Annotated in this window: 14 protein-coding genes; 6 read left to right on the top strand and 8 right to left on the bottom strand. The window is 67.7% G+C overall.

All coding sequences use genetic code 11. From position 1 onward, the window contains the following. Nucleotides 1-23 precede the first annotated feature (23 nt). Entirely contained in the window at nt 24-632 is a 609-nt protein-coding gene (locus AB0F86_RS23070) for a TetR/AcrR family transcriptional regulator (protein WP_356985133.1), read from the top strand. A 54-nt stretch (nt 633-686) separates the two neighbouring features. Here the strand turns inward: AB0F86_RS23070 and AB0F86_RS23065 are convergent, their stop codons facing one another. Further along, nucleotides 687-1,382: a hypothetical protein gene (locus tag AB0F86_RS23065; RefSeq protein WP_356985132.1), complete on the bottom strand. Its 696-nt coding sequence runs from the start codon at nt 1,380-1,382 to the stop codon at nt 687-689. A 30-nt stretch (nt 1,383-1,412) separates the two neighbouring features. Between AB0F86_RS23065 and AB0F86_RS23060 the strand changes: the two genes are divergently transcribed. Further along, nucleotides 1,413-1,688 carry a hypothetical protein gene (locus AB0F86_RS23060; RefSeq protein WP_356985131.1) on the top strand — a complete coding sequence of 92 codons (276 nt, stop codon included), beginning with the start codon at nt 1,413-1,415 and terminating at the stop codon, nt 1,686-1,688. Nucleotides 1,689-2,024: 336 nt separating this feature from the next. Here the strand turns inward: AB0F86_RS23060 and AB0F86_RS23055 are convergent, their stop codons facing one another. From AB0F86_RS23055 to AB0F86_RS23035, 5 genes are read right to left on the bottom strand one after another with little or no spacing between them, the layout of a single operon-like run. Continuing rightward, a complete protein-coding gene (locus tag AB0F86_RS23055; protein WP_356985130.1) occupies nt 2,025-2,870 on the bottom strand; it encodes a sirohydrochlorin chelatase in 846 nt (281 codons plus the stop codon). Beyond that, nucleotides 2,870-4,165 carry a GTP-binding protein gene (locus AB0F86_RS23050; protein ID WP_356985129.1) on the bottom strand — a complete coding sequence of 432 codons (1,296 nt, stop codon included), beginning with the start codon at nt 4,163-4,165 and terminating at the stop codon, nt 2,870-2,872. Before AB0F86_RS23050 ends, AB0F86_RS23055 begins: the two co-directional genes overlap by 1 nt. A 1-nt stretch (nt 4,166) precedes the next feature. Then, on the bottom strand, nt 4,167-5,126 hold the full coding sequence (cysD, locus tag AB0F86_RS23045) for a sulfate adenylyltransferase subunit CysD (RefSeq protein WP_255495317.1): 960 nt from the start codon (nt 5,124-5,126) through the stop codon (nt 4,167-4,169). Beyond that, the gene (locus AB0F86_RS23040; protein WP_067642387.1) at nt 5,123-5,842 is read right to left on the bottom strand and encodes a phosphoadenylyl-sulfate reductase; all 720 of its coding nucleotides are present in this window, start codon (nt 5,840-5,842) and stop codon (nt 5,123-5,125) included. The genes cysD and AB0F86_RS23040 overlap by 4 nt, the downstream gene beginning before the upstream one ends. A gap of 20 nt (nt 5,843-5,862) precedes the next feature. Continuing rightward, the gene (locus AB0F86_RS23035) at nt 5,863-7,656 is read right to left on the bottom strand and encodes a nitrite/sulfite reductase (RefSeq protein ID WP_181698375.1); all 1,794 of its coding nucleotides are present in this window, start codon (nt 7,654-7,656) and stop codon (nt 5,863-5,865) included. Nucleotides 7,657-8,086: 430 nt separating this feature from the next. Between AB0F86_RS23035 and AB0F86_RS23030 the strand changes: the two genes are divergently transcribed. The 4 genes from AB0F86_RS23030 (at nt 8,087) to AB0F86_RS23015 (ending at nt 11,045) form a co-directional block, all read left to right on the top strand. Further along, the gene (locus AB0F86_RS23030; RefSeq protein ID WP_356985128.1) at nt 8,087-8,512 is read left to right on the top strand and encodes an SgcJ/EcaC family oxidoreductase; all 426 of its coding nucleotides are present in this window, start codon (nt 8,087-8,089) and stop codon (nt 8,510-8,512) included. Nucleotides 8,513-8,788: 276 nt separating this feature from the next. Next, complete coding sequence (hemW, locus tag AB0F86_RS23025; protein ID WP_356985213.1) at nt 8,789-9,949, top strand: radical SAM family heme chaperone HemW; 1,161 nt, start codon at nt 8,789-8,791, stop codon at nt 9,947-9,949. Nucleotides 9,950-10,079: 130 nt separating this feature from the next. Then, entirely contained in the window at nt 10,080-10,613 is a 534-nt protein-coding gene (locus tag AB0F86_RS23020) for a DinB family protein (protein ID WP_356985127.1), read from the top strand. Between the two features lie 189 nt (nt 10,614-10,802). Beyond that, nucleotides 10,803-11,045 (top strand): hypothetical protein, encoded by a 243-nt coding sequence (locus tag AB0F86_RS23015; protein ID WP_067486687.1) that lies wholly within the window; start codon nt 10,803-10,805, stop codon nt 11,043-11,045. 57 nt (nt 11,046-11,102) lie between these two features. On the opposite strand, the gene AB0F86_RS23010 is transcribed toward AB0F86_RS23015, so the two are convergent. Continuing rightward, nucleotides 11,103-12,473 (bottom strand): hypothetical protein, encoded by a 1,371-nt coding sequence (locus tag AB0F86_RS23010; RefSeq protein WP_356985126.1) that lies wholly within the window; start codon nt 12,471-12,473, stop codon nt 11,103-11,105. Then, entirely contained in the window at nt 12,470-12,823 is a 354-nt protein-coding gene (locus AB0F86_RS23005) for a hypothetical protein (RefSeq protein WP_357171713.1), read from the bottom strand. The genes AB0F86_RS23010 and AB0F86_RS23005 overlap by 4 nt, the downstream gene beginning before the upstream one ends. Between the last annotated feature and the right edge of the window lie 170 nt (nt 12,824-12,993).

Here is a 12,993-nt window from a genome sequence, read left to right as displayed (position 1 = left end):
GTGCGGGTGGGACAATGGCAGCTATGACCCAGATCGAGCCCGGCGATCAGCGACTGGCGAAGGGGGCCCGTGCGCGTGCCACGATCGCACGCCGCGCGGCCGAATTGGCCTCTGTCGAGGGTCTCGACGGCCTGAGTATCGGCAAGCTCGCCGCAGATCTCGGTATCAGCAAGAGCGGTATCGCCACGCTGTTCGGTACCAAGGAGGCGCTCCAGCTCGCGGCCGTGCAAGCCGCCCGCGACGTGTTCATCGAGCGGGTGATCGCGCCGAGCCTGCGGGAGCCGCGCGGCATCGACCGAGTCAGGGCGCTGATCGATCGCTGGTTCGACCACATCGCTGATCCACCGTTCCCTGGTGGCTGTTTCCGGGTCGCGACATTGACCGAGTTCAGTAGCAAGCAGGGCGCCGTGCACGATGCGATCGTGGCCGATCGAGAGGAGTGGCTTGGCCTGTTGACGACCGAGGTTCGCGAGGCTCAGGAACGCGGCGATCTGGCGGTAACCGATCCCGATCAGCTGGTTTTCGAGCTCGACGCGCTGGTCAGCGCCGCTAATATCGCCCGCCAGCTTGGTGATTCGACCCGTTTGGGCGCCGCGCGGACCATTACCGCCCGCCTGTTGGCGCATCGGTGAGGAAATGCCGATGGCGCCACCACCGTGGGGTGGAGGCGCCGCTCGCGGGGTCGGCTATTCGGCGGTGAGGGTGAAAGCCGCGGTGCGGACCACGTCGCCGTGCTGGAAGTCCAGGAACAAGCGGTAGGTGCCCGGTCCGGGAACGGCTGTGTGGAAAGAGATTTCGGGTCCGGAAGGTGTGATACCGTCGCCTGGTTCGCCGTTGGGGTGCACGTGGACGTAGGCGAGGTCGCCCGCCCGCAGGATCACCAGGTGACCGAAAGCCGCCAGGTAGGGCTGCAGATCGGTGACCGGCGCACCATCCTTGCGTACCGTGAGGGTGAGCAGATCGCCCTCGGCGCGCAATTCACCGTCGACGGTCACGGTGTACCCGTCGACCTCCGTGCTGCGATTAACCGCCGGAACCTGTTGCGGCGCATAGTGACCGGCGATGGCGAGGTCGGCTCCGAGGGTGATGGTGCGGCCGAGAGCGCGCGGCGCGATATCGGTGAACACCCGGTAGGCGCCCGCCTCCGGCAGTTCCAGCTGGATCGTCCAGGTGCCGTCGGCCTCCCGGCGCGGATGCACATGCCAGAACCCGGTCAGCTCGCGCCGCGCCACGATCAGGTGCAGTTCGCGATCGTGGATGGGATCGAACTCGGTCACCGCGGTCCCGTCGGGACCGAGAATCCGGAACCGGAAGTCGATCACGCCCGGCTGGGCCACGGTGGTCTCCAGGTCGAGGGTGTAGCCGTCCTGGGTGATCTGCAACCCGCCGGGAAGCCCGGCAGCGTGCGCGCCGTGGTCGCCGTGACCGGCATGATTCCCCTGCTGTGCTGCGACTGCGTCGCCGGTGCCATGACCCACATGGCCGGAATGCGCTCCGTGATCCTCGTGCGCGGCCTGGCTGTCGCGGCCGCCGTGTGCTGCATGGTCGAGGTGATCCGCATGGGCTGCCTGCGCTGCATGTGCGCTGTGCCCGTGTCCTGCGTGCGATTCCTGCTGCGCCTGAGTGCCGTGTTCGGCATGGCCGTGGGCGCTGTGGGCGGCGTGTTCGCCGTGTGGACCATGGTGTGAGGTGTGTTGTGCCGCAGCGCTTTCGGGAGTGGTGTCGAAAGCGTTCGTGTTGTGGGCGGTGTGGGAGTTGATGGTCATTGTCTTGCCTCTCTGATCCCTAGTGCGTTGACACGAATGTATACCCCTGGGGGGTATACGGTAAAGGGGTGTGAGTGTGATCTGGCGCACTAGCGCGGCCGGCTTCAGGGAGCGTTTCGGGGAGAGGTAGACGAGGCGTTAAGGGCGCGAGGTATGCGCAGGCGAGAGGGGCCCGGATGCGTCTGCGGATGCTGAGTGCCGAAGATCGGCGCGGAATCGGGCGCGACCACCTCCGCGGCGGTGCGCTGGCGGGATCCGTCAGGCGGAGAGTTCGAGGTCCGTCGCGACCGCCGCGTCGTAGCGGGACCAGATCACCTCGGTGAGAGCGGGGTGCGGGCCGATGACATCGGCGTGCACGAGGCGCGGTGCGTGGTGGAGCAGGCGGTCGGTGAGCAGCCCCGGTGCGAGGAACCACGGCGCGACGACGACCTGTTCGACTCCGCGCGCATGTAACCGGTCGACCGCCACATTGATGCTGGGTTCGACTGTCGCAAAGCAGATTTCAGTGCGAAGACCGGTCGTCACCGCAAGTCGTCGAGCCACGGCGGCGGTACGGCGATTCGCCGACTCGTCACGAGATCCGACGGCGGCGACCGCGACTCCCACGGTGGCACGGCGGCTTTCGAGCGGAGCTGCCGGTGTTGTCCGGAGACGCATCGAAACAGGCTCGGGTACAGGGAAACCCACCGACGCACCGGCGACCCGGTCGGCTAGCGCCGTGATCAAGCGCGAATCCGCGCCGAGCACCTCGGTCTGGGTCAGCCGCACCAGCGGATGCCTGTTCGCCGACTCCGCCAGGAGGGCGGGCAGATCGACTCGCGCGTGAAAAGCGTTGCCCAGCAACAACGGAACAACGATCACATCGCGATGCCCGAGGGCGGCGAGCTCGTCGACCACCTGGTCGAGCGAGGGCGCGCTGAGGTCGAGAAAAGCCAACCGGACCGTCAGATCCGGCCGGGCAGCGGCGACGGAGGCGACCACCGCCGCCATCGTCGTCGCCGAACGCGGATCACGGCTGCCGTGGGCCACCGCGATCAGCGCGGGCCCGCCTCCGCCGCGCGGCACCGGAACGGTACCGCGCGGCGGGACGAGCGAGCGTGTCATCAGACCGTGGTACCGACCTCGACCGAGGTCAGCACATCACCGACCAGGCCGGCCGCGAGGGTGTTGCCACCGGCGGGATCGATCAGCAGGAACGAACCGGTGTGCCGGTTGGTGCGGTAGTCGTCGGCCGGGATCGGCTCGGCCAGCCGCAGCGACACCCGTCCGATGTCGTTGAGCTCCAACGTCTCCGGACTCGGCTGCGCGGTGAGCGTCTGCTCGTCGAAGCGTTCCACCAGCGCGCCGACGATCGCCTGCGTGGTCTTGGCGCCGTGCTTGAGCAGCAGCCGCGCGCCGGGACGCAGCGGCTTGTCGCCCAGCCAGCAGACGGTGGCGTCGAAGGTGTCGATCGGTTCCGGCGCGTCGCCCACCGAGGCGATGATGTCGCCGCGCGAGATGTCGACCTCGTCGGCCAAGATCAGCGTCACGCTGCGCCCCACCTGGGCGACGGCCAGCTCACCGTCGGGGGTATCGATGCGCTCGACGGTGGTGCGAATACCCGAGGGCAACACCACGATCTCGTCGCCGGGCGACACCGAACCGGCGGCGATCTGACCGGCGTACCCACGGTAATCGGGGTACTCGGCGGTGCGCGGACGGATCACGTACTGCACCGGGAACCGCAGCCCCAGCGCGTGCGTGCCCGTCGAATCCGCATCCACCGGAACCGATTCCAGGTGCTCGATCAGCGAGGGGCCGTCGTAGTACGGGGTGTTCTCGGAGCGGCTGGCGATATTGTCGCCGTGCAGCGCCGACACCGGGATCTCGAGGACGTCCTCGTCGGCCCAGCCCAGCTTCGAGGTCAGCGAGTTGAACTCCGCGGAGATCTCGGCGAACACCTCGGCCGGATTGTCGACCAGGTCGATCTTGTTCACCGCGAGCACCAGCTTCGGCACGCCGAGCAGCGCCAGCACCGCGGCGTGGCGACGGGTCTGCTCGATGACGCCCTTGCGCGCGTCGGTCAGCAGGATCACCAGCTGCGCGGTGGACGCGCCCGACACGGTGTTGCGGGTGTACTGCACGTGGCCGGGAGTATCGGCGAGCACGAACGAGCGCTTGGGCGTGGCGAAGTAGCGGTAGGCCACGTCGATGGTGATGCCCTGCTCACGCTCGGCGCGCAGACCGTCGACCAGCAGCGACAGGTCGGGGGTCGACAGACCCTTGTCCACCGAGGCGCGAGTCACGGCATCGATCTGATCGGCCAGCACGGACTTCGTGTCATAGAGCAGCCGTCCGACCAGAGTGGACTTACCGTCGTCGACAGAACCGGCGGTGGCCAGCCTCAATAGGTCGGACATATCAGAAATAACCCTCTCGCTTGCGGTCTTCCATGGCGGCTTCGGAGACGCGGTCGTCGCCGCGGGTGGCACCACGCTCGGTCAGCCGGGACGCCGCGACCTCGGCCAGGATGGCCTCGTTGTCGGCGGCGTCGGAGATGATGGCGCCGGTGGTCGAACCGTCACCGACGGTGCGGTAGCGCACGGAGCGGGTCTCGAGGACCTCGTTCTCGTTCGGGCCGCCCCACACGCCGGGGGTCATCCACATGCCGTCGCGCTGGTACACCGGGCGCTCGTGGGCGTAGTAGATCGAGGCCAGGTCGATGTCCTCACGGGCGATGTAGCGCCAGATGTCGAGCTCGGTCCAGTTGCTCAGCGGGAACACGCGCACGTGTTCACCCGGCGCGTGCTTGCCGTTGTAGAGGTTCCACAGCTCGGGACGCTGACGCTTCGGGTCCCACTGGCCGAAGGCGTTGCGCAGCGAGAAGATCCGCTCCTTGGCACGCGAACGCTCCTCGTCGCGACGGCCACCGCCGAACACCGCGTCGAAGCGGTGTTCGGTGATGGCGTCGAGCAGCGGAACGGTCTGCAGCGGGTTGCGGATGCCGTCGGGGCGCTCGGTGAGGCGACCGTCGGCCAGGTACTCCTCGACCGAGGCCACGTGCAGGCGCAGCCCGTACTTGTCCACCACCTTGTCGCGGAACTCGAGCACCTCGTCGAGGTTGTGCCCGGTGTCGACGTGCAGCAGCGCGAACGGCAGCGGCGCGGGCCAGAAGGCCTTGAGCGCCAGGTGCAGCAGCACCGTGGAGTCCTTGCCGCCGGAGAACAGGATCACCGGCCGCTCGAACTCGCCCGCGACCTCACGGAAAATGTGGATCGCCTCGGATTCCAGCGCCGCGAGGGTGTCGAACTCGGTCAGGCCGAGGTCGCGTTCGGTGGTGTTGGTGCTCACAGGCTCACTCCCGGTGGTGGTGATGGTCATGATTGGTGCAATCCGCATTCGGTCTTGGCCAGGCCTGCCCAGCGGCCGCTGCGCGGATCGGACCCCGGCTCGGGTTTGCGCGTGCACGGTGCGCAGCCGATGGACGGGTAACCCTCCTCCACCAGGGGATTGACGAGGATGCCGTTGGCCTCGATGTAGGCCTGCATCTCGTCGTCGGACCACGGTGCGATCGGGTTGATCTTCACCAGGCCGAAGGCTTCGTCGAAGGAGATCAGCGGTGCGTTGGCGCGGGTGGGTGCCTCCACGCGGCGGATGCCGGTGACCCACGCGTTGTAGCCCGCGAGGGACTTCTTCAGCGGCACGACCTTGCGCAACCGGCAGCATTCCGCGGCGTCGCGGGCGAACAGGTCCTTGCCGAGCAGCTCGTCCTGTTCGGCGACGCTGTGCTCGGGGCGCACGTTGATCACGTTCACCCCGTACACGGCCTCGACCGCGTCACGGGTGCCGATGGTCTCGGCGAAGTGGTAACCGGTGTCGAGGAACAGCACGTCGACGCCGGGGCGGGTCTGCGCGGCCAAATGCACCAGCACGCCGTCCTGCATGTTGGAGGCGACGATGTAGTTGTTGCCGAAAGTGCGGTCGGTCCAGGCGATCAGGTCGGCGGCCGAGGCGTCGGGGCCCAGTTCGGCCGCGCCCTGCTCGGCGAGCGCGCGCAGTTCGTCTTCGGACAGCTTGGCGGCGAGATTCGTTGTCACAGTTGAGATCTCCTCATCCACTAACGGAGGTCGGCCTCGTCGGCGCGAACCGCCCACACCGCGAAACGTTCACCGTCTTCGCGGTTCTTGACGAAGTTGCGCACGACTCGCTCGATGTAGTCGCCGAGCTCGACACTGGTCACCTTGTGCTGACGCAGCTTGCGGCCGAACCCGCTGTCCAGGCCGAGGCTGCCACCCAGGTGAACCTGGAAGCCCTCGACCTGATTCCCGTTGCCGTCGTCGACGAGCTGGCCCTTGAAGCCGATATCGGCGATCTGGGACCGGCCGCAGGAGTTCGGGCAGCCGTTGATGTTGATGGTGATCGGCACGTCGAGCTGCGCGTTGATGTCGGCCAGGCGCTGCTCGAGCTCGGGGGCGAGCACCTGCGAGCGCTTGCGGGTCTCGACGAACGACAGCTTGCAGAACTCGATGCCGCTGCACGCGAGCAGGTTTCGCCGCCAGATCGACGGACGTGCCTGCAGGCCCAGCGGTTCCAGCTCGTCGATCAGCGCGTCGACCTGGTCGTCGGCGATGTCGAGGACGATCAGCTTCTGGTACGGGGTGAACCGGATGCGGTCCGAGCCGTACTTCTCGGCGGCGTCGGCGACCTGGCTCAGGATGGTGCCCGAGACGCGACCGGCGATGGGGGAGAAGCCGACGGCATTGAGGCCGTTGCGCAGCTTCTGCACGCCCACGTGGTCGATCGGCTTGGCGGGCTGCTCCGGGGCGGGACCGTCGATCAGCTTGCGCTTCAGGTACTCGTCCTCGAGGACCTGGCGGAACTTCTCGATGCCCCAGTCCTTGATGAGGAACTTCAGGCGCGCCTTGGTGCGCAGGCGGCGGTAGCCGTAGTCGCGGAACAGCGACACCACGGCTTCCCAGACGTCGGGAACCTCGTCGAGCGGCACCCACGCGCCGACGCGCTTGGCCAGCATCGGGTTGGTCGACAGACCGCCGCCGACCCACAGGTCGAGGCCGGGCCCGTGCTCGGGGTGGTTCACGCCGACGAACGCGACGTCGTTGATCTCGTGCACCACGTCCTGCTGGCCCGAGATCGCGGTCTTGAACTTGCGGGGAAGGTTGGAGTACTCCTTCTTCCCGATGTAGCGCTTGACGATCTCGTCGATCGCGGGCGTCGGGTCGATGATCTCGTCGAGCGACTCACCGGCCAGCGGCGAACCGAGGATCACGCGCGGGCAGTCGCCGCACGCCTCGGTGGTGTGCAGACCGACCGACTCCAGCCGCCGCCAGATCTCCGGGACGTTCTCGACCTCGATCCAGTGGTACTGGACGTTCTCGCGGTCCGACAGGTCGGCGGTGTCGCGACCGAACTCGGTGGAGATCTGGCCGATGGTGCGCAGCTGGGCGGCATTGAGCGCGCCACCGTCGCAGCGCACGCGCATCATGAAGTACTTGGCTTCGAGCAGATCGATGTTGTCGTCGTCGGTCCAGGTGCCGTCGTAGCCCTCTTCACGCTGGGTGTACAGACCCCACCAGCGGAAACGGCCACGCAGGTCGGCTTTGTCGATCGAATCGAAGCCGCCCTTGGCGTAGATGTTCTCGATCCTGGCCCGCACATTGAGCGGGTTGTCGTCCTTCTTGGACTGTTCGTTCGGGTTGAGCGGCTCGCGGTAACCGAGGGCCCACTGGCCTTCGGAGCGGCGGCGGACCGGCTTGCCGGTGCGCTCGCGCGGCGCGACCGCGCCTTCGGGGCGCGGGCGGTCGGGCCGGACGCGGCGCTCGGTGACCGGGCGCTCGGGACGGGCCTGCGCCGTCGACTGTTCGGTCGAACCGGCGTCGGTGCTCGACGTCATGTGGGGTCGCTCCTGCGGGGGTGGGTGAACATCCGTGCTGAAGGCGCGAGGGGCTGGCTCGCGTCAGGTGGTCAGCGGGCCGATGAAAGTCGAAGGCACCGGGAGATTCCCGGGCGGACGCCGCTGCGCTACCGGTGGAAACCGGGCCGACAACAGGCGCTGCAGACACGCTGGAAGTCGACGTGGCGACGGGCCACGAGTCGTACTCCAGTTGCGTGCATGCGCCTATTGTGCCATGTCAGGGGGGTCGTTCCGACCGCAAGGAGATATTTCCCGCACTTTTGAGGGAAATCCCCTGGACGACCGTACCGTTCTGTGACAGGGGTCATATTTCCGGCCCGCGAAGTTATCGGCGATTCGTCGGCGGCACGCGTGTGTCAGGTGTCACATCGGTTGACCTCAACCGCCGTTGAGGGCCCACAGTGATCGCATGAGCAACAACGTCACCGTAGCGGGCCGGACCCCGGCCGATCTCGACACCGAACTCGCGGCCATCCGCGCCGTCGTCGAGACCATCGCGCACGCGCAGGACAACGAACTGATCGACGAGTTCACCTCGGTCTTCCGCGAGGACGCGATCTGGACCACGGGCCATGGCAAGCGGCTGTTCGGCCGTCCCGCCATCGCCGAGTTCACCGCCGAGGTGCTGCCCGGCGCGACCACCCACGGCAAGGCAACCTACGAGATCGAGCACGTGCTGTTCCTGCGGCCCGACGTGGCCGCGGTGAAGATCCGGCAGAGCTACTTCACGCTGGACGGCGAGCTGTCGGGGCAGGGCACGCCCATGTACGTGATGACCAAGGAGGACGGCGCCTGGGTGCTCACGGCCAATCAGAACACCCCCGTGGTGGACTGACCGCCCCGCCATCGTGCACTGCCCGTCGCCGGCGTCCGGGCGGGGTTCGGACTTTCCGGCGACAGGCGCATAGCTGGGCCATGGGTCGCTCGCCCGGTCGGTCGAGCGGCCCGCGCGGTGCCGAGTCCGGCTGGGTCCCGCGTGGCGAAGCGCGGGCGCAACGACCGGTTCCGGGGCCGGACGCGGCAGTTCGCCGAGGCCCGGCAGACTGTAGGGGTGACTACCAGCGCGACTCCCGTGGCTCCCGGGGCGACACCGGCCGACGCCGAGCGCCCGGTGCTGCGCGATTTCGGGGGCGGTGCGTTCGGGGTGTATGTGCACGTCCCCTTTTGTGCCACACGCTGCGGGTACTGCGACTTCAACACCTACACGGCGGGGGAGCTCGGCACCTCGGCGTCGCCGCAATCGTGGCTCGAGGCGTTGCGTGGCGAGCTCGCCACGGCGGCGACCGAGTTCGACGCGCTGCCGAGCGCCACCCCGAAGGTTTCGACGATCTTCGTCGGCGGCGGAACACCGTCGCTGCTCGGCGGCGACGGGCTCGCCTCGGTGCTCGACGCGGTGCGCGCGAACTTCACCCTCGCCACCGATGCCGAAGTGACGACCGAATCCAACCCGGAATCGACCTCGCCGGAGTTCTTCGACCGCCTCCGCGCGGCGGGGTACACCCGGATTTCGCTCGGCATGCAGTCGGCCGCAGCGCACGTTCTGAAGGTGCTCGACCGTACCCACACGCCGGGCCGGGCGGTGGCCGCGGCGAAGGAAGCGCGCGCCGCCGGATTCGAGCACGTGAACCTCGACCTCATCTACGGCACGCCCGGTGAGACCGACGCCGATCTGGACGCGAGCCTGGACGCGGTGCTGGCCGCCGGTGTGGATCATGTGTCCGCCTACTCCCTGATCGTGGAAGACGGAACCGCGCTGGCGCGCAAGGTCCGCCGTGGTGAACTGCCCGCACCCGACGACGATGTGCTCGCCGCCCGCTACGAGCGCATCGACGCCCGCCTGGCCGAGGCCGGGCTCGGCTGGTACGAGGTATCCAATTGGGCCGCAAACGATTCCGCGCGCTGCCGACACAACCTCGGCTATTGGGCCGGCGGTGACTGGCTCGGTGCCGGCCCCGGCGCACACAGTCACGTGGGTGGTGTGCGCTGGTGGAACGTGAAGCACCCCGCCCGCTACGCCGACCGCGTCGCCCTCGGCGGTCTGCCCGCCGCGGGCTGGGAAGCCCTCACCGACGACGAGCGCTACACCGAACACCTCATGCTCACCGTTCGACTGCGCACCGGCCTTCCCCTCGCCGACCTCGCCGCCTCCTCGCGCCCAGCTCTCGACCGTGTTCTCGCCGACGGCTTGGCCCACGTCGTCGACGACCACCTCGTCCTCACCGATCGTGGGCGGCTGCTGGCCGACGGCATCGTCCGCGATCTCCTCGGCTGAGCGCCACCGACGCTCTTTCACCAACAGCTACTCGTCGTAGCGCCTTGCGCTGCGTGGTCTCGTCGGACTGCCCCGTGCCGGCCCTGGAATTCGTTCGCTCGTTCGCGGGGGCCGTGGCACGATCCGGCTCGTGTCCACATCACGAAGTGAGCTGCTGCGGTGGCAGTTCGATCTCGTCTGGTCGTTGTTCGAGTACCACCTCGAGCGGTTGCACGAGGAGGACTTCCTGTGGGAGCCGAGCGCCCTGTGCTGGACGATGCGCGAAGATCCCGCAGGCGGGTGGGTCGCGGACTGGGCGAATACCGAACCCGATCCGATTCCGGTACCGACGATCGGCTGGCTCACCTGGCACATCGGGTGGTGGTGGAGCGTGGCCATCGATCATCTGCGGCAGCGAGCACCACGTGAGCGGACGGATATCGCCTGGCCGGGACCCGGCGACAGCACCATCGAGTGGCTCCGCCGCCTACGGCAGGAGTGGCTCGACACGCTGAGCGAACTCGACGACGCCGACTTCGACCTCCCCTCCCGTTATCCATGGCCTGCCGACGCCGGCCTGACCGTCGCGCATCTGGTCGGCTGGGTCGATGCCGAACTGATGAAAAACGTGGCCGAGATCGGACAGCTGCGGTTGCAACGCGCGGTACGCGATGCCGTTTCGTGACGTCTTTTTCGTGGCATGGTCGCGCTCACCGCAGCTTCGGTTATCCCCCGGTCATCGGGATGATGTGGCGTGATGCACACCCTTCGGCGAGGGTCGGCCACCGGGGTATCCGAACCGATTCTTCGGTGGGTTCGGGGCCGAAGATAACGATTGGGGGCGTAGGCTTCGGGTCGAAACCTAGGGAGCTATATGTCCACCGAACGGCACATCACCCTCGTCCACGAGCAGAGCGAGTTCGCTGAAGCGCGCTCTGCTGAGAAGGCGGAGAACGCTCGTCAGTGCGCGGTCGCCGCACGGACGGTCGCTTCGCATTCCAACGATGCCGAAGATTGCGTGTCACTGTTGGCCATGCTCGGCCTGGATGCCCTCGCGGGCAAAGAAGTGGGCGCCGCCCACTCACCCGCCCGCGTCGGCGCCGCCCGCCGCATCTGATCGGCTCACGGTCGCCCACCCCGGGCGACCGTGACCCGACTCCTCCACCCGCGGACATCAATACCTCCGCTCCGTGGACCCGTGCCCGTCACCCCGCACCCCACCGATCACCCCATCGGTAATGGTCGGCGCCGGTCGACCGAGCAACACCTCGGTATTGGCCGAGGTGATCAAATACTCCGGCACCCCACGGGCGTGCTCCTCCTGCTCTGCGTCAAGCACACCCGGCGCAACGTAGTGGAACCACCGCGCGGCCACCTGCCCCTGCCCCGCGCCGGACGCCTTCGTCTCGACTCCCGCATCGCCTGCCGTCGGCGCATTTCCTGCCAGGGCCTTATCCGCCGCTAGTACGTTGCCTGTGGGGGCGTTGTTTGCGGCGACTGCGTCGCCAGCCAGAGCGTCGTTTGCAGTCAACGCCATATTTGCGAGTGCGGTGCGGTCTGCGAATGTGTTGCGTGCCGCCGCACCGGGTCTGTCAGTCTCTGTGTTCGCCTGGCCTGCCCCGCGTTGCCCGCTGCTCGAGTTCGGGCCACCGCCGGCATACGGCCCTGGGCATTCACCGACGCGCTTCACATCGACCTTCGCCGCGCCGACGTCCAGTGCGCCGACTGTTCCTTCGCCACCGGCTCCGATGCGGATACCCGTCGCAGCTCCGCTCGCGCCGTCGAGGTTCGCGTCGAATCGCCTTGTGTCAGTACCCGTCAGGTCAGCGAGGGAACTGGGCACCGTGCCGGAAACGGCAGACCGATCCACATCGTGGCCCGAAGACGCTGCGGGCCCGCATGATTCGTCGCATGTTCTCTGCACATTCGCGTCCATGGCGGGATCGGTCCCGATGGGTCGGTAATGCTCGGCGCCCGGGATTACGTCGGTCGGAAGGGGCGCGGGCAGGTCGTTGCCGAGAGGGCCGCCGTTTCCAGCAGTCGCGTAGGGAGGAATTGGCCGCGGTATCAAAGGAATTCGGCTGAAGATCTCGCCGAAAGGCCGGATGTAGCGATCACGCATGGCAGCTCTCGCCTCTTCTTCCCGGATGCCGGCCTCCCGCATGCCACCCGAATCGGTGGACCACACCGGCGCAGCGGATTCCTCGACGATTTCGGGAATCGCGTACTTGGTCGCGACTACCGCGTCGGCCGCCGCCTGCACCAGGACGGAGATGGCATGGACCGCGGCGACGAGTTCCCGTGCCTGATCGAGATATCGCCGGATGGAAGACATCGCGACCTCCGCACCGACACCCGACCAGGCCGCCGGCAGCCCCACGCTGATCGCGTGATCGAAGGCATCCAGCCCTTCTTCCCAGCACCGCGCCACCTGCTGGAACGTGTCCGCTTGTGCAACAGCATCGGTGACATCGAGGGATGAGAACACCTCGGTGATTTCTCGATGCCGCCAGTGGTGGACGTTCTCACCACCGCCCGGCATCATCGGGCACCGACCGCGAACAGATCACGCGTTCCCAGCGCGGCTTCCGCGTCGGTCAGACGCATGGCACACTCTTCGTCGACCGCCACCAGCCGGTCCCGCGCGATCCGATACACCTCGCGGAGGTCGCCGACGATCCGACGGTGCGCCTCCATCGCGGCACCCACCGCTTCCGCCGTCTCCCGGAACCGGCCGACCAGCGCGGGCCCGGAGATCAGCCGCCCGTCACCTTCCCCGAGACCCCAGTGCGTCTGCGAACGGATCTGCCCGGCAAGCAGCGACACCCTCTCGACTACCTCGAGAAACGTCACACACGCCCGGTCTATCCCGGCGAATTCCGCCGGACACACCACGACCGCAGAGTCACCCCGGCACCACTCGTCACCGAATCGCATCGCAACCCCCTCCCGCCCCGGAAAAGCGCTGGTAAAGCGCCTGATTCACGACCGAACGTACGCTGGGCGCAATACCGCGACAAGCCCCGATCCTCACCCTGTGGATAACTCCGCCCTGTGGAGAACTC

It is taken from the genome of Nocardia sp. NPDC023733 (genome assembly GCF_040639775.1).
In the GTDB taxonomy this organism is placed as follows: domain Bacteria; phylum Actinomycetota; class Actinomycetes; order Mycobacteriales; family Mycobacteriaceae; genus Nocardia; species Nocardia rosealba.
The sequence above is the reverse complement of the archived record's forward strand: the minus strand, read 5'-3'. Positions and strand labels throughout refer to the sequence as shown.

Excerpts from the sequence above, each read along its gene's own strand:
- AB0F86_RS23070 (WP_356985133.1), top strand. The coding sequence starts at position 24 with ATGACCCAGATCGAGCCCGGCGATCAGCGACTGGCGAAGGGGGCCCGT.
- AB0F86_RS23055 (WP_356985130.1), bottom strand. The coding sequence starts at position 2,870 with ATGACACGCTCGCTCGTCCCGCCGCGCGGTACCGTTCCGGTGCCGCGC.
- AB0F86_RS23050 (WP_356985129.1), bottom strand. The coding sequence starts at position 4,165 with ATGTCCGACCTATTGAGGCTGGCCACCGCCGGTTCTGTCGACGACGGT.
- cysD (WP_255495317.1), bottom strand. The coding sequence starts at position 5,126 with ATGACCATCACCACCACCGGGAGTGAGCCTGTGAGCACCAACACCACC.
- AB0F86_RS23035 (WP_181698375.1), bottom strand. The coding sequence starts at position 7,656 with ATGACGTCGAGCACCGACGCCGGTTCGACCGAACAGTCGACGGCGCAG.
- AB0F86_RS23030 (WP_356985128.1), top strand. The coding sequence starts at position 8,087 with ATGAGCAACAACGTCACCGTAGCGGGCCGGACCCCGGCCGATCTCGAC.
- AB0F86_RS23015 (WP_067486687.1), top strand. The coding sequence starts at position 10,803 with ATGTCCACCGAACGGCACATCACCCTCGTCCACGAGCAGAGCGAGTTC.
- AB0F86_RS23010 (WP_356985126.1), bottom strand. The coding sequence starts at position 12,473 with ATGATGCCGGGCGGTGGTGAGAACGTCCACCACTGGCGGCATCGAGAA.